13 protein-coding genes are annotated in these 20,360 nt (G+C 68.5%); 2 read left to right on the top strand and 11 right to left on the bottom strand.

Annotated features, from left to right (window positions below; genetic code table 11):
• Positions 1-55: 55 nt before the first annotated feature.
• From ACIOHP_RS36850 to ngcE, 7 genes are all read right to left on the bottom strand, one after another.
• A complete protein-coding gene (locus tag ACIOHP_RS36850; RefSeq protein WP_401894211.1) occupies positions 56-1,378 on the bottom strand; it encodes a sugar ABC transporter permease in 1,323 nt (440 codons plus the stop codon).
• Positions 1,375-2,166 carry an ATP-binding cassette domain-containing protein gene (locus ACIOHP_RS36845; RefSeq protein ID WP_401894210.1) on the bottom strand — a complete coding sequence of 264 codons (792 nt, stop codon included), beginning with the start codon at positions 2,164-2,166 and terminating at the stop codon, positions 1,375-1,377. Before ACIOHP_RS36845 ends, ACIOHP_RS36850 begins: the two co-directional genes overlap by 4 nt.
• A 246-nt stretch (positions 2,167-2,412) precedes the next feature.
• The gene (locus ACIOHP_RS36840) at positions 2,413-3,492 is read right to left on the bottom strand and encodes a sugar ABC transporter substrate-binding protein (protein ID WP_401894445.1); all 1,080 of its coding nucleotides are present in this window, start codon (positions 3,490-3,492) and stop codon (positions 2,413-2,415) included.
• Positions 3,493-3,625: 133 nt separating this feature from the next.
• Positions 3,626-4,825, bottom strand: a complete 1,200-nt coding sequence (locus ACIOHP_RS36835; protein ID WP_171143186.1) for an ROK family transcriptional regulator — start codon at positions 4,823-4,825, stop codon at positions 3,626-3,628.
• A gap of 194 nt (positions 4,826-5,019) precedes the next feature.
• Positions 5,020-5,955: a carbohydrate ABC transporter permease gene (locus ACIOHP_RS36830; RefSeq protein ID WP_361547900.1), complete on the bottom strand. Its 936-nt coding sequence runs from the start codon at positions 5,953-5,955 to the stop codon at positions 5,020-5,022.
• A 20-nt stretch (positions 5,956-5,975) separates the two neighbouring features.
• Entirely contained in the window at positions 5,976-6,905 is a 930-nt protein-coding gene (locus ACIOHP_RS36825; RefSeq protein WP_307024741.1) for a carbohydrate ABC transporter permease, read from the bottom strand.
• Between the two features lie 73 nt (positions 6,906-6,978).
• Positions 6,979-8,424 carry an N-acetylglucosamine/diacetylchitobiose ABC transporter substrate-binding protein gene (ngcE, locus tag ACIOHP_RS36820; RefSeq protein ID WP_361547896.1) on the bottom strand — a complete coding sequence of 482 codons (1,446 nt, stop codon included), beginning with the start codon at positions 8,422-8,424 and terminating at the stop codon, positions 6,979-6,981.
• 346 nt (positions 8,425-8,770) lie between these two features.
• Here ngcE and ACIOHP_RS36815 point away from each other — a divergent pair, with 346 nt between their 5' ends.
• Both ACIOHP_RS36815 and ACIOHP_RS36810 read left to right on the top strand, forming a co-directional pair.
• On the top strand, positions 8,771-12,541 hold the full coding sequence (locus ACIOHP_RS36815) for a GH92 family glycosyl hydrolase (RefSeq protein WP_401894206.1): 3,771 nt from the start codon (positions 8,771-8,773) through the stop codon (positions 12,539-12,541).
• Positions 12,542-12,549: 8 nt separating this feature from the next.
• Entirely contained in the window at positions 12,550-14,514 is a 1,965-nt protein-coding gene (locus tag ACIOHP_RS36810; RefSeq protein ID WP_401894204.1) for an alpha-glucuronidase, read from the top strand.
• Between the two features lie 6 nt (positions 14,515-14,520).
• On the opposite strand, the gene ACIOHP_RS36805 is transcribed toward ACIOHP_RS36810, so the two are convergent.
• The 4 genes from ACIOHP_RS36805 to ACIOHP_RS36790 are packed head-to-tail and all read right to left on the bottom strand — an operon-like array spanning position 14,521 to position 20,358.
• Entirely contained in the window at positions 14,521-16,521 is a 2,001-nt protein-coding gene (locus ACIOHP_RS36805) for a beta-galactosidase (protein ID WP_401894202.1), read from the bottom strand.
• Positions 16,518-17,198, bottom strand: coding sequence for a hypothetical protein (locus ACIOHP_RS36800; RefSeq protein WP_401894199.1), 681 nt, complete (start codon positions 17,196-17,198; stop codon positions 16,518-16,520). Before ACIOHP_RS36800 ends, ACIOHP_RS36805 begins: the two co-directional genes overlap by 4 nt.
• Entirely contained in the window at positions 17,195-18,706 is a 1,512-nt protein-coding gene (locus ACIOHP_RS36795) for a xylan 1,4-beta-xylosidase (RefSeq protein ID WP_401894198.1), read from the bottom strand. The genes ACIOHP_RS36800 and ACIOHP_RS36795 overlap by 4 nt, the downstream gene beginning before the upstream one ends.
• On the bottom strand, positions 18,703-20,358 hold the full coding sequence (locus tag ACIOHP_RS36790; protein ID WP_401894196.1) for an extracellular solute-binding protein: 1,656 nt from the start codon (positions 20,356-20,358) through the stop codon (positions 18,703-18,705). The genes ACIOHP_RS36795 and ACIOHP_RS36790 overlap by 4 nt, the downstream gene beginning before the upstream one ends.
• Between the last annotated feature and the right edge of the window lie 2 nt (positions 20,359-20,360).

Raw genomic sequence — 20,360 nt, 5'->3', positions numbered from 1 at the left:
CGTACGACATGAAAATGGCCCGGCGCTGAACAGCGCCGGGCCAGATCCGGGTGTGCTAGCCGCGTCCGGCGGCCTTCTGGCTCCTGCGGGAGACCGAGTCGATGACCACGGCACCCAGCAGAACACCACCGGTGATCATGTACTGGATCGACGTGTTCATGTTCAGCAGGTCCAGACCCGTCGTGATCGACTGGATGACCAGCATGCCCAGCAGCGCCGACCACACCGAGCCACGGCCACCGAACAGCGACGTACCACCGATGACCGCGGCCGCGATGGCCAGCATCAGCGTGTTGCCGCCACCGGCGTTCAGCGTCGCCGAAGCGGTCTGACCGGCGAAGAACATACCGCCGACGGCCGCGAAGCCACCCGCGATGGCGAACACCGAGATCCGGATCGCCGCCACGTTGATACCGGCACGACGAGCCGCCTCGATACCGCCGCCGACCGCGAAGACCTTGCGGCCGAACGTCGTACGACGCAGCACGAAGTCCGTGATCACCAGCGCGGCGAGGAAGATCACGAGCGAGTTGGAGACACCCGCGGCGTTGTTCAGCACGGCCGCGGCGGCGAAGGACGCCACGGCGAGCAGAACGACGCGCAGCAGGATCTCGCTGGTCGGCCGGAACGGCACGCCTGCGACCTTGCGGCGGCGCTGCTCCATCAGCGAGCCCACGAGCATGGACGCGACACCGAGACCGGCGAGCAGGTACGCGCCGACGACGGCCTGGTCCATGAAGAAGGAGCTCTGGCCAAGCAGCTTGATCGGACCGTCGTCGGACGGGATGTTGATCGTGCCGCTGTCGCCGAGCAGCCACAGCATCAGACCGTTCCAGCCGAGGAAGCCGGCCAGGGTGACCACGAACGCCGGCACACCGATCTTGGCGAAGAACCAGCCGTGCAGCACACCGATGGCGATACCGGTCAGGACGGCCAGGATCAGGCTCAGCCAGACGTTCATGCCGTGGTTGACCGCGAGCACCGCGAACAGCGTGGACGCCAGACCGCTGACCGAGCCGACCGACAGGTCGATCTCGCCGAGCAGCAGCACGAACACCAGGCCGATGGAGAGCATGCCGGTGGCGGCCATGAAGTAGCTGATGTTGGACAGGTTGTCCGCGCTGAGGAACAGGTCGTTCTTCAGCTGGAAGATCGTCCAGATGACGATGAGGCCGATGACGACCGGCAGCGAGCCGAGCTCGCCACCCTTCGTCTTGCGCTTGAACTCGGTCCAGTAACCCTTGAAGCCTTCTTCGCGGATCAGCAGACGCGGGTCGACGACGGAGACCGGGGCGGCCGTGGGGTCGTCGGCGGGGGCCACCGTGGTCTGTTCCTCGACCACGCCCTCCGTCTTGTCTACCTTCGACGTGTCGCTCACTTTGCCGCCTCCGTGCTGCGACGCCCCGCACGACGGGTCACGGCGTTCTCCGTGGCACCCGTGATGGCGGCGATGATCTCTTCGTGGGTGGTGTCCTTCACGGAGAAGGCACCGTTGTTCTTACCCAGGCGCAGCACGGCGACGGTGTCGGCGACAGCCTTCACGTCGGCCATGTTGTGGCTGATGAGGATGACGCCGAGGTTGCGCTCGCGCAGCCGCTCGACCAGGTCGAGGACCTGTGCGGTCTGCTCGACACCGAGGGCGGCGGTGGGCTCGTCGAGGATGACGACCTTGGGGTCACCGATGAGGGCACGCGCGATGGCGACGACCTGGCGCTGACCGCCGGAGAGGCTCGCGATCGGGATGCGCACGCTCGGGATACGGATGGAGAGCGTGCTCAGCAGTTCCCGGGCGTTCTTCTCCATCGTGACCTCGTCGATGACGCCGCGGTGCAGCAGCTCGCGTCCGAGGTAGAGGTTGCCGACCACGTCGAGGTTGTCGCACAGCGCGAGGTCCTGGTAGACCGTCGCGACGCCGAGTCCCTGGGCGTCGTGCGGCTTGTTGATGCTGACCGGCTTGCCGTCCCACTCGATGACGCCCTCATCGATGGGGTGGACGCCGGCGATCGTCTTGACCAGCGTGGACTTTCCTGCGCCGTTGTCGCCGACGAGCGCGACTACTTCTCCGGCGTGGACCTCCAGCTCGACGTCGGTGAGTGCCTGCACAGCACCGAATCGCTTGGAGACTCCGCGCAACGCCAGCACGGGCGTAGCGGACACGTGAACCATCTCCTTCGCCGCCTGACCGGCGGGGATGCCGCGCCTGGGATGAGAGCGCGGAGGGGGATGCCGAAGGGGGCACCGACTTACTGATGAACTTGCGCGCAGCCCGTGCCTCTTGGCAACGGGCGCGCTCGCCATGCTTCCGTCCGGCGCCCGTCCCGCAGCGGGGTATGAAAGGCGGGGCGGGCGCCGGAGGGGCTTGTACCTGCCAGGAGGGCGTGCCGGATCAGAGGCACGCCCTCGGGGCGGTGATTACTGCAGACCGGCCTTCTTGCACGCGGCGGCGTACTCGGCGGTGCAGATCTGGTCCACGGTGTACAGCTTGTCCTTGATCACCGTGTCCTTGATGTTGTCGACGGTGACGGAGACCGGGGTCAGCAGCTGCGACGGAACCTTGTCGCCGGAGCCGTTGGTCATGGTCTGCGTGGCGAGGGAGTCGATGCTCTTGCCCTCGAGCAGGTTGACCGCGAGCTGGGCGGCCGCGTCGGCCTCCGGCTTGAAGGCCTTGTAGACCGTGCTGGACTGCGTACCGGCGACGATGCGCTGGATACCGGCGAGCTCGGCGTCCTGACCCGTCAGCGGGATGCCGGAGATGCCGGCGCCCTTGAGGGTGTTGGCGATACCACCGGCCATGCCGTCGTTGGCGGCGTAGACACCGGCGATGTTCTTCTTGCCGAGCTGGGTGATGGCGGCCGACATCTTCTGCGCGGCGACCGAGTCCTTCCACAGGCCGGACTGCTCGTAGGCGATCTTGACCTTGCCGTCGAGGACGCTGTGGGCGCCCTTCTTGAACAGCGCGGCGTTCGGGTCGGCGTCGTCACCGTTGATCATGACGACGTTGGCCTTGGGGGTCGCCTTGGCGCCGAGGGAGTCGAGCAGGGCCTGGCCCTGGAGCTGGCCGACCTTCTCGTTGTCGAAGGAGACGTACGCGGAGACCGGGCCCTGGGCCAGACGGTCGTACGCGATGACCTTGACGCCCTTGTCGACCGCGGCCTGGATGGAGGACTTGATGGCGGCCGAGTCCTGGGCGGAGATCACGATGACCTTCACGCCCTTGGTGACCATGGTGCTGACCTGCTGGGCCTGCTTGGCGGCGTCGGCGCCGGCGTTGTTGTAGGAGACCGTGCAGTCGTCACACAGCTCCTTGACCTTGGCCTCGAAGAACGGCCGGTCGAACTGCTCGTAACGCGTGGTGACACTGTCGGGCAGGAGCAGGCCGATCGACTTGTTGTCGGAGCTGCCGCTGTCGTTGTCGTCGTCTCCGGCCTTGCCACAAGCGGCGGCGGAGAGAGCAAGAGCCGAGACCAGAACGGGTACGGCCGCACGACGCATAAGCGTGTTCACTTTTGAAACCTCCCTGACGAGGCCGCGTCGTTGCGGCCGAGGTGGCTGGAAGTCAACTCGGCCGTACGTGCGACGTCAAGAAGTAAATACTTAACGGGTTGGCAACGGCGGGTTTCGTTCTCTAAGTGAAGGCAGGGGCCGCTGCGTGCAGCGTGCCGTCCAAAAGGGTCGAATCGCCCATCTCGCTGAGTGCGAGAGCGAGCGCTCCGAGCACCTCCGCACGACCCCCAAGTGCCCCCGGGAGAACGGAGAGTTGACGTGCCGCGCTAGGGATGGCGTACCGGCCCACGGACTCCCTGATGGGGCCTAGCACCAGCTCACCGGCCTCGGCGAGATCACCGCCCAGGACCACCCTGCTCGGGTTCAGGAGATTGCAGAGATTGGCTACTCCACTGCCGATGTGTCGGCCGACGTCGGCGATCACCCGACGGCAGCCCGGGTCTCCGTCCCTGGCCAGCCGCACGACGCCTTCCATCGTCAGGTCGGTGCCGTGACTGGACTGGAGGAGCGGCAGCACATAGCGCGCGGCCGCGAAGGTCTCCAGGCAGCCGCGGTTTCCACAGCGGCAGACCGGGCCGGACTCATCAAGAGTAATATGCCCGATTTCTCCCGCTGTGCCACCCGGGCCCCGGTAGATCTTGCCGCTGATGACCAGGCCGGCGCCGACACCGCTGGCGACCTTGATGTACGCCAGGTCCCTGGCGCCCCTGCCGGCGCCCCAGACCATCTCGCCGAGGGCACCCAGGTTGGCGTCGTTGTCGACGTGCACGGGGACGCCCAGACGGCCTCCCAGCTCCTCGGCGGGCTTGGTGCCGATCCACCCCGGCAGGATCGCGGAGGAGCCCAGGGAGCCCGACTCCAGGTCGATCGGGCCGGGGACGCCGAGACCCACCCCGGCGATCTTGGAGCGGTCGACGCCGGTGGCCGCGATCAGGCGGTTGACCAGCTCTTCCGCCCGGTCGAAGCCCTGCGTCGAGGAGGCGTCCACGTCCAGTGGCTCGGACTCCTCGGCCAGCACCTGGTGGGCGAGGTTGCCGACCGCGACCCGTAGGTGCGTATGGCCGAAATCGACGCCGATCACAATGCCGGCGTCCCCGCTGAGCGAGACGCTGCGGGCCCGTCGGCCGCCCGCCGAAGTGGGCGTGACCTCGACGGTTCCGCCGTCCTTGAGCTCACGGACGATATTGGAGACGGTCGCCGCGGACAGCCCGGTGGTCCGGGCGATCTCCGCCTGGGTGAGCGACCCGGCCAGCCGGACGGCCCGGACCACCCGTTCCAGGTTGGCTCGGTGCAGTGACGACTGCGACCCCGGAGTCTCCACGACGACCTCCTGCGCGCGGGACCGCTTCTATGAGGCCCCGTGAATGTCCAACTAGTGAACTCTAAGCTGAGCCGTTCGGGTCGCCTTCCGTCAAGAGGTTGAACAGTATCCGCGGCTCCGGGCACACGCGCGTACGCCGCTCCCAGGGCGGGGAACGGCGTGCGCACGGTCGGTTCCGGAGCGCTACGCGCGCTTCACTTCAAGGTCGCGGATGTCAGCCCCGCCTGCACCTGACGCTGGAAGGACAGGTACACGACCAGCATCGGGATCATCGCGATGGTCACCCCCGCGAAGAGAACCGGAAGATCGGAGGCGTACCCCTGTTGCTGCTGGAGCTGGATGAGCCCCTGGGTGAGGACATAACGCTCCGGATCGTCGCCGCTCTGCGGCTGCATGAGGACCGTCGGCAGGATGAACTGGTTCCACTGGCCGAGGGTGTTGAAGATGCCGACACTGAGCAGACCCGCCTTCGCCATCGGCAGCATCACCTGGAAGAACGTCCGGGTGTGCGAGGCCCCGTCCAGGACCGCCGCCTCGAAGACCGCTGTCGGCAGGGTCCGGAAGAAGGCGTGCATGAAGAAGACCGTGAACGGCATCGAGTAGGCGACGTAGACCAGGATCAGGCCCTGGTAGGTGTTCAGCATGTCCAGCCGTTTGACCATGAAGAACAGCGGGACGAGGGCGAGGAACACCGGGAACATCGCTCCGGCCACGAAGAAGTAGTACAGGAACCGGTTGCCCCAGAACTCGTAGCGGGCCAGCACGTACGCCGCCATCGAGCCGAACAGCATCGTCAGCGGCACCGAGAAGACCAGCACGATGACGGTGTTGACGAAGTAGTCGCCGATGCCCTTGTCCCAGGCGCGGGAGAAGACGTCCAGCGACCAGTTCTGCGGCCAGCCGAAGGCCGAACCGCCGATCTGGGCATCGGTCCTGAAGGAGCTCAGCACCAGCCACAGCAGCGGCAGCACGATCAGCAGCGCCCACAGGGCGAGGAAGCCGTGCGAGAAGACGTTCAGTGCGAGGCCTTCGCCGCGCGGGTCGCCCGGACGTGCCGGGGTCTTGCCGACCGAGGGCTGGGCGGGGACCGAACCGCCCGAGGCGGCGGTCTCCTTGAGGGGTGCGCTCATGAGGTGTCTTCTCTCCCCGCTCAGAACTCGACGCGGTCGCGGCGGGTGGCGCGCAACGTGAACACGGACACGATCAGGGTGAGAACGAGCATGACCACGCCCATGGCGCAGGCGTACCCGCTCTTGCCGTACAGCAGGAAGTTGCGCATCATCACGGTCGCCATGACCTCGCTGTGGTGGTCGGGACCGCCCCCGTAGTCGCCGGAGGTCATCGTGGAGACCAGGATGAACATGTCCATCGCCGCGATGCCGAGATAGACCCAGGCGGTCTGCACGGACTCCCACAGCAGGGGCAGCGTGATGCGGAAGAAGGACTGCGAGCGGCCGGCGCCGTCGATGAGCGCGGCCTCGTAGATGTCCTTCGGGATGGACTGCATGGCGGCGGAGAACAGCACGAGGTAGAAGCCGACGCCGTGCCAGACGACCACCACGAGCAGCGCCCACAGCACGAGGTCGGGCTCGTTGAGCCACTCGATGGGGCTCTGGGCGTCGACCAGGCCCAGCTTGATGAGGAGCCCGTTGAGCATGCCGCCGCCGTCACTGCGGTAGACGGCCCCGAACAGCACCGCCATGATCGCCAGCGACAGCACCTGCGGGAAGAAGTAGATGATCTTGTAGTACTTGGATCCGGCGACCCCCGCGACCCCGCCGGCCCGGCTGCGCCCGCCCACGTTGAGCATGAAGGCGAAGAACAGCGCGAGCAGAATGGTGACCAGGGGAATGAAGATCAGGAACAGGATGTTGTGCCAGATCGCCCCCATGAAGATGTCGTCCTGGAACAGCGCCTTGTAGTTGTCCAGGCCGACGAACTTGAAGGTCTGGGACTGCCCCTTCCAGTCGGTCAGCGAATATCCGAACGTCTGGATGTACGGCCAGATCACGAAGGTCACATAGAGCGCCACGGGAGCGAATAGAAATCCCGCGACGAACCGGTACTGCCCTTTGCGCATTGGCGTTTCCTGCCCCTGGTCTCCCGGCGGTACGCCCGCGCCCCCTTTCCGGGGGCGCGGGGCACTGTGTGATCTAGTCCCGGTGGTTCTTCTTCGACTCCGGGTCCTTGGCCTGCTTGTCGACGGCGGCCTGGGCCCGCTTCAGCCACTCCGCCGGCTGGATGCGCTTGGCCATCAGCTCGTTGGACGCGTTCTCGATCGCCGTACCCATCTCGCTGTACCACTCGGTGTACAGGAAACGGAAGGTGTCGTCACCGGCCGCCTTGGACGCCTCGACCGTCGACTGGGTGCCCGGCCGCAGCTGGACCCCGGTGTCGACGCCGTCCTTGACGATGGTCAGCGAGTTCGCCTCCTTGGCGAAGGTCGTCGACCACTCCTTGGACAGCATCATCCGTACGAACTCCTTGGCCGCGGGCAGGTTCTTGGCCTTGGCCGGGATGATGAAGGGCTCGCCGGAACCGGCCCGGATCGCCTCGAAGGGCAGCTTGCTGCCGGGCAGCAGCGGCATCGGCAGGAACTTCATGTCGAAGTCGGACGGGGTCGTCTTGAGCTGCTCGTTCTCCAGCCAGGAGCCGCTGGTGATGAACACGGCCTTGTACTGGTTCCAGCGGGTCTGGGACTCGGTGTGGGTCAGGCCGTTGGTGCCGGGCATCAGGTAGCCCTTCTCGACGACCTCGTAGATCGCCTCGACGGCGGCCTTCGCGGCGTCGGAGCCCACGAACGCGTTGGGCTCGAGGTTGTCGATCGCCTTCATGGCCTCCAGGCCACCGGTCTTGGCGATCAGGTCCATGATGGCGACGTTGATGTAGTACGGGTACTTGCCCTGGTGGGCGAGGCCGCCGATGCCCTGGGACTTGGCGTCCTTGCAGATGGCGAGGAACTCGTCCCAGGTCTTGGGCTCCGTCCAGCCCTTCTCCTTGAAGAGCTTGCCGGAGTACCACAGGCCCCACACCGTGTAGATGTAGTTCAGGGCCACGACCTTGCCGCCCTGCATGCCCGCGTCGAGGGTGCCGGGGATCAGCGTGTCGCGGACCTTCTTGGACGGGTCGTCGATCGACGGGGCGTCCAGGACCACGGCGAGGTCGAGCAGCTGGCCGTTCTTGTACAGCACGTCGATCGGGATCTGCTGGGCGCCGGAGTCGTCGACGATGTCCGGCGGGTTGCCCGCGTTGAAGCGGGGCTGGAGCTTGCCGGTGATCTCCTGGGTGCCGGTGTGGACGGAGGTCACGCCCCACTTCTTCTTGAAGCTGGCCTCCCAGGCCTTGGCGTAGTCGTCGCCGTAGCCGCCCTTGAAGATGACGACGTCGAGCTTGCCGCCGTCCTTCACGCCGAACGGGTTCGACTTGGAGGTCTTGCCCCCCGTGTCGTTGTCGGAAGTGTCGTCCCCGCCGCCGCTGGCGCAGGCGGACAGGACGCTCATGGTGGGTACGGAGATCAGACCGAGCGCGGCGGACCGCTTGATCAGATCGCGGCGGCCGACGGAGGCTTTGTTGCTGTTCTCGGCGGAAGTGGATCCCATGCTCAAGTCCTCGCCTTCTCCAGGACTCAGGCGGTGAACCGGATCCTCCCGGGCACCGCGTTCGGGTCACGCTGGGTCGTGCAGGAAGTGCGGTGAATCGCCGACAGGTATAGTCCACTTCCCGCCAGCGGAGCAAGATCGAATGCAAGGTTGGCCATGGGTCTTTTCCGAGTTGAGACCTCCCGGAAATATGTACGGCCTGTGTGCTCCCTGACGGAAAAATGCCCGTCATTATGCCCGAATGCCACACCCAACACCCTTGACAACGCTGACCACTTGGGTCACAACTGATCCTTGCGCATCGAAGTTGACAACGTTGTCCGCGATGGCAGGAGGGTGCTGGCGCATGCGGCACAGAGCTCGGTACAGAAGAGGCCCGGCGGTCGTCCTGACGACCGCCTTCGCTTTGGCGATGGGTTCCCAGGGGGCCGCGACGGCCCTGCCGGAGGCGCCCGGCGCCGACCGGGAGTTCGCGTCCTCCTTCGAGGCGGACGATCCGGTGCCGGACTGGACCGACACGGTGGAGCGCGCCTCGGGCGTCGACGGCGGCTACAGCAGCGGTATCCCGGGCAATGTGACCGACCGGGTCACGGACGTCCGCGCGAGCGCCGAGAACACCTCCGGCGGCGAGGTGAAGGAGAACCTCGTCGACGGCGAGCCGGGCACCAAATGGCTGGCGTTCCAGCCCACCGGCTGGGTGGAGTTCGACCTGGACAAACCGCGAAAGATCGTGACGTACGCCCTGGTCTCGGCCAATGACCACGCCGAGCGCGACCCCAGGGACTGGAGGCTTCAGGGCTCGGCGGACGGCAAGGACTGGAAGACCCTCGACACCCGCTCCGGCCAGTCCTTCGCCGAGCGCTTCCAGACGACGTCGTACGACCTGGCGGAGCCGGCCGCGTACCAGCACTTCCGCCTCGACGTCACCGCGAACAACGGCGCCTCGGACATCCTCCAGCTCGCCGACGTGCAGTTCTCCACGGGCGGCGGCAACGGGCCGGTACCGCCCGACATGCTCTCGCTGGTGGACCGCGGCCCGAACGGCTCCCCCACCGCGAAGGCGCGGGCGGGCTTCACCGGGAAGCGGGCGCTGCGGTACGCCGGGCGGCACACCGCGGACGGGCGGGCGTACTCGTACAACAAGGTCTACGACGTGAACGTGGCCGTCGGCCCGGACACCCGGCTGGCGTACCGCGTCTTCCCGTCGATGGCGGACGGCGACCGGGACTACGCGGCGACGAACGTGGCGGTGGACCTGGCCTTCACGGACGGCACGTATCTGAGCGGCCTCGGCGCCCGGGACCAGCACGGTTTCACGCTGTCGCCGCAGGGTCAGGGCGCCGCGAAGGTGTTGTACGTCAACCAGTGGAACGACGTGTCCTCGCGGATCGGATCGGTGGCGGCCGGGAAGACGGTCGACCGGATCCTGGTGGCCTACGACTCCCCCGGCGGCCCGGCGAGGTTCCGCGGCTGGCTGGACGACGTACGGCTCGCGCCGGCGGCGCCCGAGAAGCCGAGGGCCCACCTCTCGGACTACGCGCTGACCACCCGCGGCACCAACTCCAGCGGGGCCTTCTCCCGCGGCAACAACTTCCCCGCGACGGCCGTGCCCCATGGCTTCAACTTCTGGACGCCGGTCACCAACGCCGGCTCGCTGAGCTGGCTGTACGACTACGCCCGGGCCAACAACGACGACAACCTGCCGACGATCCAGGCGTTCAGCGCGAGCCATGAGCCGAGCCCGTGGATGGGCGACCGGCAGACCTTCCAGGTGATGCCGTCCGTCGCCGCCGGCGTCCCGGAGACCGGCCGCGAGGCGCGGGAGCTGGCCTTCCGGCACGAGAACGAGACCGCGCGGCCGTACTACTACGGCGTGCGGTTCGAGAACGGGCTGAAGGCGGAGATGGCACCGACCGACCACGCGGCGGCGCTGCGCTTCACCTACCCCGGCGACGAGGCGAGCGTCCTCTTCGACAACGTGACGGACCAGGCGGGGCTGACGCTCGACAAGGCGGCCAGGGTCGTCACCGGGTACTCGGACGTGAAGTCCGGGCTGTCGACCGGGGCGACGCGGCTCTTCGTGTACGGGGTCTTCGACAAGCCGGTGGTCGAGGGCGACTCCAGCGGGGTCAGGGGCTATCTGCGGTTCAAGGACCGGACCGTCACCCTGCGGCTGGCGACCTCGCTGATCAGCGTCGACCAGGCCAAGGACAACCTGCGCCAGGAGATCCCGGACGGCACCTCCTTCGAGACGGTGAAGTCGCGCGCCCAGCGGCAGTGGGACCGGCTGCTCGGCAAGGTGGAGGTCGAGGGCGCCACCGAGGACCAGCTGACCACGCTGTACTCCAGTCTGTACCGGCTCTACCTGTACCCCAACTCCGGCTTCGAGAAGGTCGGTTCGAAGTTCCAGTACGCGTCGCCGTTCTCGCCGATGCCGGGTCCCGACACCCCGACGCACACCGGGGCGAAGATCGTCGACGGCAAGGTATACGTCAACAACGGCTTCTGGGACACCTATCGGACGACCTGGCCCGCGTACTCCCTCCTGACACCGTCTCAGGCGGGCGAGATGGCCGACGGGTTCGTGCAGCAGTACAAGGACGGCGGGTGGACCTCGCGCTGGTCCTCCCCCGGTTACGCGGACCTGATGACCGGCACGTCCTCGGACGTCGCCTTCGCGGACGCGTACGTCAAGGGCGTCGACTTCGACGCCAGGTCGGCGTACGAGGCGGCCCTGAAGAACGCGACCGTCGTGCCGCCCACGTCGGGCGTGGGCCGCAAGGGGATGGAGACCTCCCCGTTCCTCGGCTACACCGGCACCGAGACGCACGAGGGCCTGTCCTGGGCGCTGGAGGGCTATCTCAACGACTACGGCATCGCGCGGATGGGACAGGCGCTGTACGACGAGACGGGTGAGGAGCGGTACGCGGAGGAGTCGGAGTACTTCCTCAACCGGGCCCGGGAGTATGTGAACCTCTTCGATTCGCGGGCCGGCTTCTTCCAGGGGCGGGATCTCGCCGGTGACTGGCGGGTGGAGTCGTCGAAGTACGACCCTCGCGTCTGGGGTCACGACTACACGGAGACCAACGGCTGGGGGTACGCCTTCACCGCCCCGCAGGACAGCCGCGGCCTGGCCAACCTGTACGGCGGCCGCCGCGGGCTCGCCGAGAAGCTCGACGAGTACTTCGCCACGCCGGAGACGGCCTCGCCGGACTTCGTCGGCTCCTACGGCGGGGTCATCCACGAGATGACGGAGGCCCGGGACGTCCGCATGGGCATGTACGGGCACTCCAACCAGGTCGCCCACCATGTGAACTACATGTACGACGCGGCCGGGCAGCCCTGGAAGACCCAGCGCAACGTCCGTGAGGTGCTGTCCCGGCTCTACACCGGCAGCGCGATCGGGCAGGGCTATCACGGTGACGAGGACAACGGCGAGCAGTCGGCGTGGTTCCTCTTCTCCGCGCTGGGCTTCTATCCGCTGGTGATGGGCAGCGGCGAGTACGCCGTCGGCTCACCCTTGTTCACCAAGGCGACCGTGCATCTGGAGAACGGACGGGACCTCGTCGTCAAGGCGCCGAAGAACAGCAACCGCAATGTGTACGTGCAGGGGCTGAAGGTCAACGGGAAGACCTGGACGTCGACTTCGCTTCCGCACTCGCTGATCTCCAAGGGCGGCACGCTGACCTTCGACATGGGTCCGCGGCCCTCGTCCTGGGGCACGGGCAAGAACGCGGCGCCGGTGTCGATCACCAAGGACGACAAGGTGCCGACGCCCCGGGCGGATGTACTGAAGGGCGCGGGCGGGCTGTTCGACAACACGTCGGCGAGCGAAGTGGCGTTGACGGAGGCCGAGTTGCCGGTCACCGAGGGCGTCGAGGCGGTGCAGTACACGCTCACCTCGCCCGCGGACCGCACGAAGGCGCCCAAGGGCTGGGTGCTCCAGGGGTCGGCCGACGGGACCTCGTGGGAGACGCTGGACGAGCGGTCCGGTGAATCCTTCGCCTGGGACAGACAGACACGCGCATTCACGGTGGGGTCGCCGGGTACGTACGAGAAGTACCGCCTCGTGCTGGACGGCGAGGCGACCGTGTCCGAGGTCGAACTGCTGGCCTGAGCCGCTGAGTGGGGAGTCCCGTGCCGCACCTTCCCGAGAGTGTCGACCCTGCCTGGCTGACACCCGGCGCCTTCCGGGCGATCGGCAGCCGACGGACACTCGTCCGGGGTGGTGAGGGTCCGCTCGTGGACTCGGTGCACGAGGAAGTGGCGGAGGCCTGTGCCCGGTTCGGGGGACACGTCGAGCGCGACGCGTCCCCCGAGCCGTACGACCTGCTGCTGGACCTGACCGGCGACGACGGGTCCGAGGCGTTCACGTTCGCACGGGAGGCCGGCCGGACGACGGTCACCGCGTCCGGCCGGCCGGGCCTGCTGTACGGCCTCTTCCACGTCGTACGGCTCGGCGAGGACGCCTTCCGGGGCGAACCCCGCCGACAGACGCATCGCCCGGCCCTGGGCCTGCGCATGCTGGACCACTGGGACAACGTGGCCGTGCACCCGGTGATGGGCCAGGTGGAGCGCGGGTACGCGGGTGGCTCGCTGTTCTGGGAGGACGGACGGGCGCGCGGCGATCTGGAGCGGGTCAGGGCGTACGGCAGGCTGCTCGCCTCGTGCGGCATCAACGCCGTGGCCGTGAACAACGTCAACGTGCACCGGGCCGAGGCGCGGCTGCTGACCGACCGGATCGGCGAAGTCGCCGAGATCGCGGGCGCGTTGAGGGCCTACGGGATCCGGACGCAGCTGTCCGTGAGCTTCGCCGCGCCAGTCGTGCTCGGCGGGCTGACGACGGCCGACCCGCTCGACGAGCGAGTGCGGACGTGGTGGGCCGAGGCGACCGAGCGGGTGTACGAGGCGATACCGGACTTCGGAGGGTACGTGGTGAAGGCCGACTCGGAGGGGCAGCCGGGGCCGTTCGCCTACGGCCGCTCGCACGCCGAGGGGGCGAACATGCTGGCCGCCGCCCTGGAGCCGTACGGCGGGACCGTGCACTGGCGGGCGTTCGTCTACGACCACCGCCAGGACTGGCGGGACCGGACGACGGACCGGGCGCGTGCGGCGTACGACCATTTCGTGCCGCTGGACGGGGAGTTCGCGCCGAACGCCGTTCTCCAGGTCAAGCACGGGCCGATGGACTTCCAGGTGCGGGAGCCGGTCTCACCGCTGATCGGCGCCATGCCCGGCACCCGGCTCGCGGTGGAGTTGCAGGCGACGCAGGAGTACACCGGGCAGCAACGGCATGTGTGCTGGCTGGGGCCGATGTGGAGCGAGGTGCTGCGGTTCCGGCCCGACGGCTCGCCGGTGGCGGAGCTGGCGGATGCCCTGGTCGCCGTCTCCAACGTCGGCGACGACCCGTTCTGGACCGGGCATCCGCTGGCCCAGGCGAATCTCTACACCTTCGGCCGGCTGGCCTGGCGGCCGGACGCCGATCCGCTGGAGATCCTCGACGAGTGGATCGCGCTCACCTTCGGGACGGAGCCGGCGGCGGGGGTGCGCGCGGTGATGGAGGGGTCGTGGCGCACGTACGAGAAGTACACCGCGCCGCTCGGGGTCGGTTTCATGGTGCAGCCCGGTCACCACTACGGGCCGAGCGTGGACGGATACGAGTACAGCCCGTGGGGCACCTACCACTTCGCCGACCGGGACGGCATCGGCGTGGACCGCAGCGCGGCGACCGGCACGGGGTACGCGGCGCAGTACGCCAAGCCCTGGGCCGAGGTGTACGAGTCGCCGGAGACCTGCCCGGACGAGCTGCTGCTGTTCTTCCACCATGTGCCGTACGGGCATGTGCTGCACAGCGGCAGGACGGTGATCCAGCACATCTACGACACCCATTTCGAGGGCGTGGAAGAGGTGGAGGCCGCCCGGCGGGTGTGGGCCTCGCTGGTGGATCTGGTGGACGCCGAACGCCACGCGCGGGTGACGGAGCGGTTCGAGGAGCAGCTCCGCTGTGCCCGCGAGTGGCGCGACCAGATCAACAGCTACTTCTTCCGCAAATCCGGTGTGCCCGACGCGCACGGGCGCCGGATCCACTAGCCGCGTCTACCGGATCCGCAGGATCGCCGTGCCCAGCGGGTCGAGGGTCAGCGGCTCGCCCTTTTCGATCCGCTTGCCGGTGAGCAGGTCGGTGGCGGTGGTGTGGGCGGTGAGACGGGCCGGTTCAGGGGTGTGGTTGAGGAGGAAGAAGAGGCGGGTGCCGTCCGGCGCGATCCGGGTCGCGGTCTCGACGGCCGGGTGGTCGGCGTAGGGACCGAGCAGGTCGTGGCGGGCGAGGACGCGGCGGACCACCTCGTCGACGCCGGGCTGGTCGAGGGCGGTGGCGACGTACCAGGCCTCGCCCTCCCCGAACGCGTTGCGGGTGACGGCGGGGGTGCCCGCGTAGAAGTCGGTGCCGTAGGTGGCGACCGGCTCGGCGCCGCGCGGCTGGACGATCTCGAAGACTAGGCGGGCTTCCGATCCGAGCTCGGATATGGGCTGGGTGAACTCCGGTGGCCGGGAGTCCCATTCGTCGATCCGTACGCCCGTCAAGGGTGCGAGCGGTCCCGGTACGTCGGTGAGGAACGCCCGGTCGTGCTCGTCACCGCGGCCCGAGAGGAAGGTCGTCAGGACGGTGCCGCCGCGTGCGGCGACCGCTTCCAGGCGTTCGGCCAGGTCGCCCTTGACCAGGTGCAGGACGGGGGCGAGGACCACGTCGTACGAGGTCAGGTCGGCGGTCTGCGGGACCACGTCCACGTCGGCGCCCGCCTCGCGGGCGGCGCGGTAGTAGGCGTGGACCACCTCCTGGTACTTGACCAGCCGGGAGGGACCGTCGGAGATCTCCAGGGCCCACCAGCTGTCCCAGTCGAAAACCAGGGCGGTACGGGCGGGGGTGCGGGCGCCGAGCGTGGCGTCACCCAGGGCCTCCAACTCCTCTCCCAGCGCGGCCACTTCGCCGAAGACCCGGGTGTCGTCGCGGCCCGCGTGGCCGATGACCGCGCCGTGGTACTTCTCGCAGGCGCCGCGGGAGGCGCGCAGCTGGAAGTAGAGGGCCGCGTCGGCGCCATGGGCGACGGCCTGGAAGGTGGCCAGCCTCAGCTCACCGGGGCGACGCAGGGGGTTGACGTCCCGGCACGCGGTCGTGGACGGCGTCTGCTCCATCAGCCAGAACGGGGCGCCGTCCTTCAGGCCGCGCATCAGGTCATGGGCCAGGGCGGGCCAGGTCGGCGGGGCGTCGAGGGGCGGATAGCTGTCCCAGGAGGCGAAGTCGAGGTGCGGGGCCCAGCGGTGGTAGTCGAGGGGGCGGAACATGCCCATGAAGTTGGTGGTGACGGGGGTCTGCGGGTCGTGGGCGCGGATCACCTCCTTCTCGGCGAGGAAGCAGCCGAGGAGGGCGTCGGTGGTGAAGCGGAAGTAGGCGAGGGTGATGCCCTGGAAGGCGGTGTGGTCGGGGCCGCGCCAGTGCTCGGTGAGGGCGCTGGGGGGTTCGATCTCGTCCCAGTCGGTGTAGCGGTGGGACCAGAAGGTGGTCCACCAGGCGTCGTTGAGGGCGTCGAGGGTGACGTACTCGGTCCGTAGCCACGCGCGGAAGGACTCGGCGCAGTGCTCGCAGTAACAGACTCCGCCGTACTCGTTGTTGATGTGCCAGGCGAGCAACGCCGGGTGCCCGGCATACCGTTCGGCCAGTCGGGCGGCCATGGCCGTGGAGAGGCGGCGGTACGCCGGTGAGCTGGGGCAGAAGTTGTGGCGCCGGCCGTAGCGGTGGCGGCGGCCCTCGAAGTCGGTGCGGTTGACCTCGGGGTACTTCTTGGCGAGCCAGGGCGGGAGGGCGGCGGTGCCGGTGGCGAGGCAGACCTGGCGGCCCTCGGCGGCGGCCCGGTCGAGGACGCCGTCCAGGACGGTGAAGTCGTAGGTGTCCTCGGCGGGTTGGGTGAGGGACCAGGAGAAGACGCCGACGGTGAGGGTGTCGATGCCGGCCCGGGTGAAGAGCCGGTGGTCCTCGTCCCAGGTGGACTGCGGCCACTGCTCGGGGTTGTAGTCGCCGCCGTACCGGATCTTGCGACTCATTCGGTGAAGTCCTCCTGGGTCTCGGCGATCACCGGGCGGCCGCCGTGCAGCAGGGACAGCAGCAGCGGGGCGGCCAGCAGGGCGGGCAGGGCCTCGGTGAGCAGGGCGGTCCCCGCGGCGGTCAGGACGAGCAGCGAGGCGGTGGCGAGGGTGGCGCGGCCGTGCCGGAAGAGGAAGTAGCCGGCGAGGCGGGCGGTGTCGCGGGCGCGGAAGCTGAAGAGGGAGGTCAGGACGAGTGCGTGGGCTCCCCACAGGAGGGAGCCGAGGCCGATCGCCGCGAGCAGCACCGCCCACCAGCCGGGCAGGCCGGTCGCGGAGAAGTGGGTGAGCGAGAAGGCGATGACCGTGAGCCAGGCGAGCAGGGGCGTCCACAGTTTCAGGGCGGGGAGCGCGTTGAGCCGCCAGCCGCGCCAGTAGGTGCGGGCCGGGTGGAGGTCGGTGAGGTCGCGGTCGCGATGGTGCAGGGCGTAGAGGGCGGCGGCGCAGGCGGGCCCGAGCGGGAGCAGGCACAGGGAGGCGAGGGGGATGTTGGAGGGGGCGGGGCCGAGCAGGAAGAGGCCGGCCAGGCCCGGGGCGGCCGCGACCAGGAGGAGGGCCTCGACGGTGACGAGGGTGTGGATGAGGGCGGCGGCCCGGGAGAGGGGGCCGATGCCGAAGGCGGTGGACGGGGTGCTCATCGCGTCTCCCTTCCGAGCAGTCTCCGCTCGTCCGTCCAGGGCGGTGCCTCGTCCACGACCGCGCTGACCTCGACGAGCGTCACCTCGTGGCGGCTCAGCGTCAGATCCAGGCCCACCCGGCCGTCCTCCACCGGCAGCCGCAGATGCCGCCGGGCGGGTTCGGCCGCCTCGTGGAGGACGTCGAGCTGGTCCGGCCGGGGTGAGCGGGGGCTGCCCATCCGCTGCCAGGCCGTACGCGCGTTGCCGTGCTCCTCGTCCACGGCGGACCGGCGCACGAACGCCTCCCCGGCCCCCTCCACCGGTACGGACAGGCGCAGCCGGTGCTGTGACGGCCCGGGTGTCTCGCCGCTCGCGTCCACCGGCGCCCACGCGAGGACCGTGACCCGGCCGTCCGGGTGCCGGGTGACCAGGTGGTCGCTGCCGCGCCGCAGGAGCTCGTCGCCCATCCGGGCCATGAAGGCGTACAGGTGGTACGTCGGCTTCTTCACCTGTCGGTGGGTGAGCAGGCCGAAGCCTCCGTGGAAGAGCGCGGTCGGCGGGCCGGCCTCCTCGAACATGTCGCTGAACGTCCAGTACGAGAAGGAGTCCACGTGGTCGCCGCCCGCCGCCAGCACGGGGGCCAGGTACGCGGCATGGAAGGCGGTGTCGTGGACCGGGTTGTCGGGGCGGTAGGAGGAGTTGAACTCCGTGATGTGGACGGGAAGTTCGGCCAGCCGGGTGCCCTTCAGCCGCTCGCGGGGCGTGGCGAACTGGTCGAGCAGGCCCTGCGCGGGACCCAGCGTCTGGTGCGTGCCGAACGGCACATGCCGGGCGGGCCCGGAGGTGTAGGCGTGCTTCGACACGAAGTCGACGGGGACGTCGTGCCGCTCGGTGAACTCGGCGAAGCGGTCCAGCCAGTCGTCGGCGCCGGGTGAGAGGGCCGGGCCGCCGACCCGGAGGGAGGCGTCCACCTCCTTGACCGCCCGGGCGGTCACCTCGTACAGCCGGTGGTACGCCTTCTCGTCGGCGCCCTCCCAGAAGTCGGGGAGGTTGGGCTCGTTCCACACCTCGATGGGCCAGGTGCGGACCTCGTGGAGGCCGTAGCGGTCGACGAGGTGGGTGAGGGTCGCCTTCACGAGCGCCGCCCACTCCTGGTGCGAGCGGGGCGGGGTGACATTGCCCCGCCACCAGAACACCGTCCGCTCCCCCGACGCCAGCCCCGCGGGCATGAAGCCGAGTTCGAGGAAGGGGCGGATGCCGAGCGCCAGGTAGGCGTCGACGACCTGGTCGACGTAGGTGAACGAGTGGTGGACGCGCCGGGCGCCCTCCCACTCGTAGGGCCGGTGGACGCCCATGCCGTCGCTCAGCAGTCCGTGCCCCCGGATGTACCGGAAGCCGATCTCGTCCTGGAGGAGCTTCAGCGAGTCCTGGTAGTCCCGGCGCAGGGCGAGTTCGAGGCGGCCGGTGCCGACGCAGTGGCGCCAGGCGTCGGGGAACCGGCCGGTGCCCTCGATCGGGACGCGGATCACCCGTTCTCCTTCTTGAACCGTTCGTACGCCTTGTTGTGCAGGTCGACGAGCTGCTGCATGTTCTTGGCTTTCAACTCGCTGACGTAGGCGTCCCATTCGGACATCGGGCGCTTGCCGAGGACGAACTGGAGGGTGTTCTGGATGGCGTGGTCCTTGAGCGGCGTCTCCCAGAGCGTCGCCTGTTCCTGCTCCACGGACTGCAGGGGGTGGGCGGGGTCGATGGGGAGCTCGGTGCGCTCGGCCATGGCGTCCTGGAACTTCTTCTCGTCCGGGCTGAAGTTGGAGGAGACCAGGGCCCAGCTGCCGCCGTAGGTGAAGACGCCGTTGAAGAAGCCGAAGTCCTTCTGGAGATCCTTCGGGGCGTCCGGGTCGGAGCCCATGAGGCTGATGCCGGGCTCCAGCCTGTACTGGCCGCCGGACTCGGTGTACGTGGTGCCCTCCACGCCCCACTTGCAGAACTTCTGGCCTTCGTCGGAGTACCAGAGCCAGTCCACGAACTGCATCATCGCGACGAAGGTGTCGGCCTTGAGGGCCTTGCTGGAGACCATGACGCCGTTCTCCAGCCGGGTGCCGCCCAGCACCACCGGGCCCGCCGGTCCGAGGGGCACCGGCACCATCTCGATCTTCGCGCCCTTGACCTGCTTCTCCAGGTTGTAGCGGTAGTTCTGCACCAGCTCCTGCGGATTGGCGCTGATCGCATAGGACTTTTCGGCCAGCAGCTTCTGCACGGCCTGGTCGTCCTGCTGGGTGAAGCTCTCCGGGTCGAGCAGCTTCTCGGCGACGATCTTCCTCAGGTACTCGACCATCTGGCGGTAGGCGTCCGTCGCCGCGTTGAAGACGAACTTCCGCGCCTTGGTGTCGAAGGTGATGTTGTTGTACGACCAGCCCGCCTTGACCCCGTACGCCTGGCCGAGATAGCCGAACAGCGCACCGCACGGGAAGGGGGTGTTGGTGCTCCAGCGGTCGGTCCAGGGGTACTTGTCGGGGTACTCCGCCTTGAGCGCCTTGAGGACGTCGTACACCTCGTCCCAGCTGGTGGGCGGGGTCAGGCCGTGCTTGTCGAGGATGTCGGTGCGGAAGGACAGCGAGTAGCCGGACTTGACCTTCTCGTGCAGGCCGGGCAGCAGGTAGTACTTGCCGTCGGACTGGCGTATGGAGTCCAGCTCGGGCTCCAGCCGCCACCTCTTGACCTTGTCCTGGTAGTTGGGCATCAGGTGCACGTACTCGCTGACCGGGAGGATCGCGCCGGAGGACACGAAGGCGACCTCGCCCGGGTGGTACGTCTTCGGGATCAGGAAGGGGGCGTCGCCCGCGCCGATGAGGACGCTGCGCTTCTTCTCGTAGTCCGCCAGCGGGACGTCGACGGGCTTGATGGTGATCCCGGTGCGCCGGGTGACCTCCTTCCAGAACAGCCAGCCGCTCTTCGTCGGGTAGACCGGGTTGTTGTTGTGCAGCATCGAGAAGGACAGCGGCTTCGCGGCCTTGAACTGTTGGCCGGCGCGGTACTCCTTCATGGCGCCGTTCTGCTTCTTGGAGAGGTCCTTGCCGTCCCCGCCGTCGTCGCCGCTGCCGCACCCGGTCAGGCCGGCGAGTCCGATGAAGCCCGCGGCCGCCAGGATCTGACGCCGCGACAGCTGCCCTTCGTTCATCACGG

Source organism: Streptomyces sp. NPDC087859, assembly GCF_044742595.1.
Lineage (GTDB): Bacteria > Actinomycetota > Actinomycetes > Streptomycetales > Streptomycetaceae > Streptomyces > Streptomyces canus_F.
The sequence above is the reverse complement of the archived record's forward strand: the minus strand, read 5'-3'. Positions and strand labels throughout refer to the sequence as shown.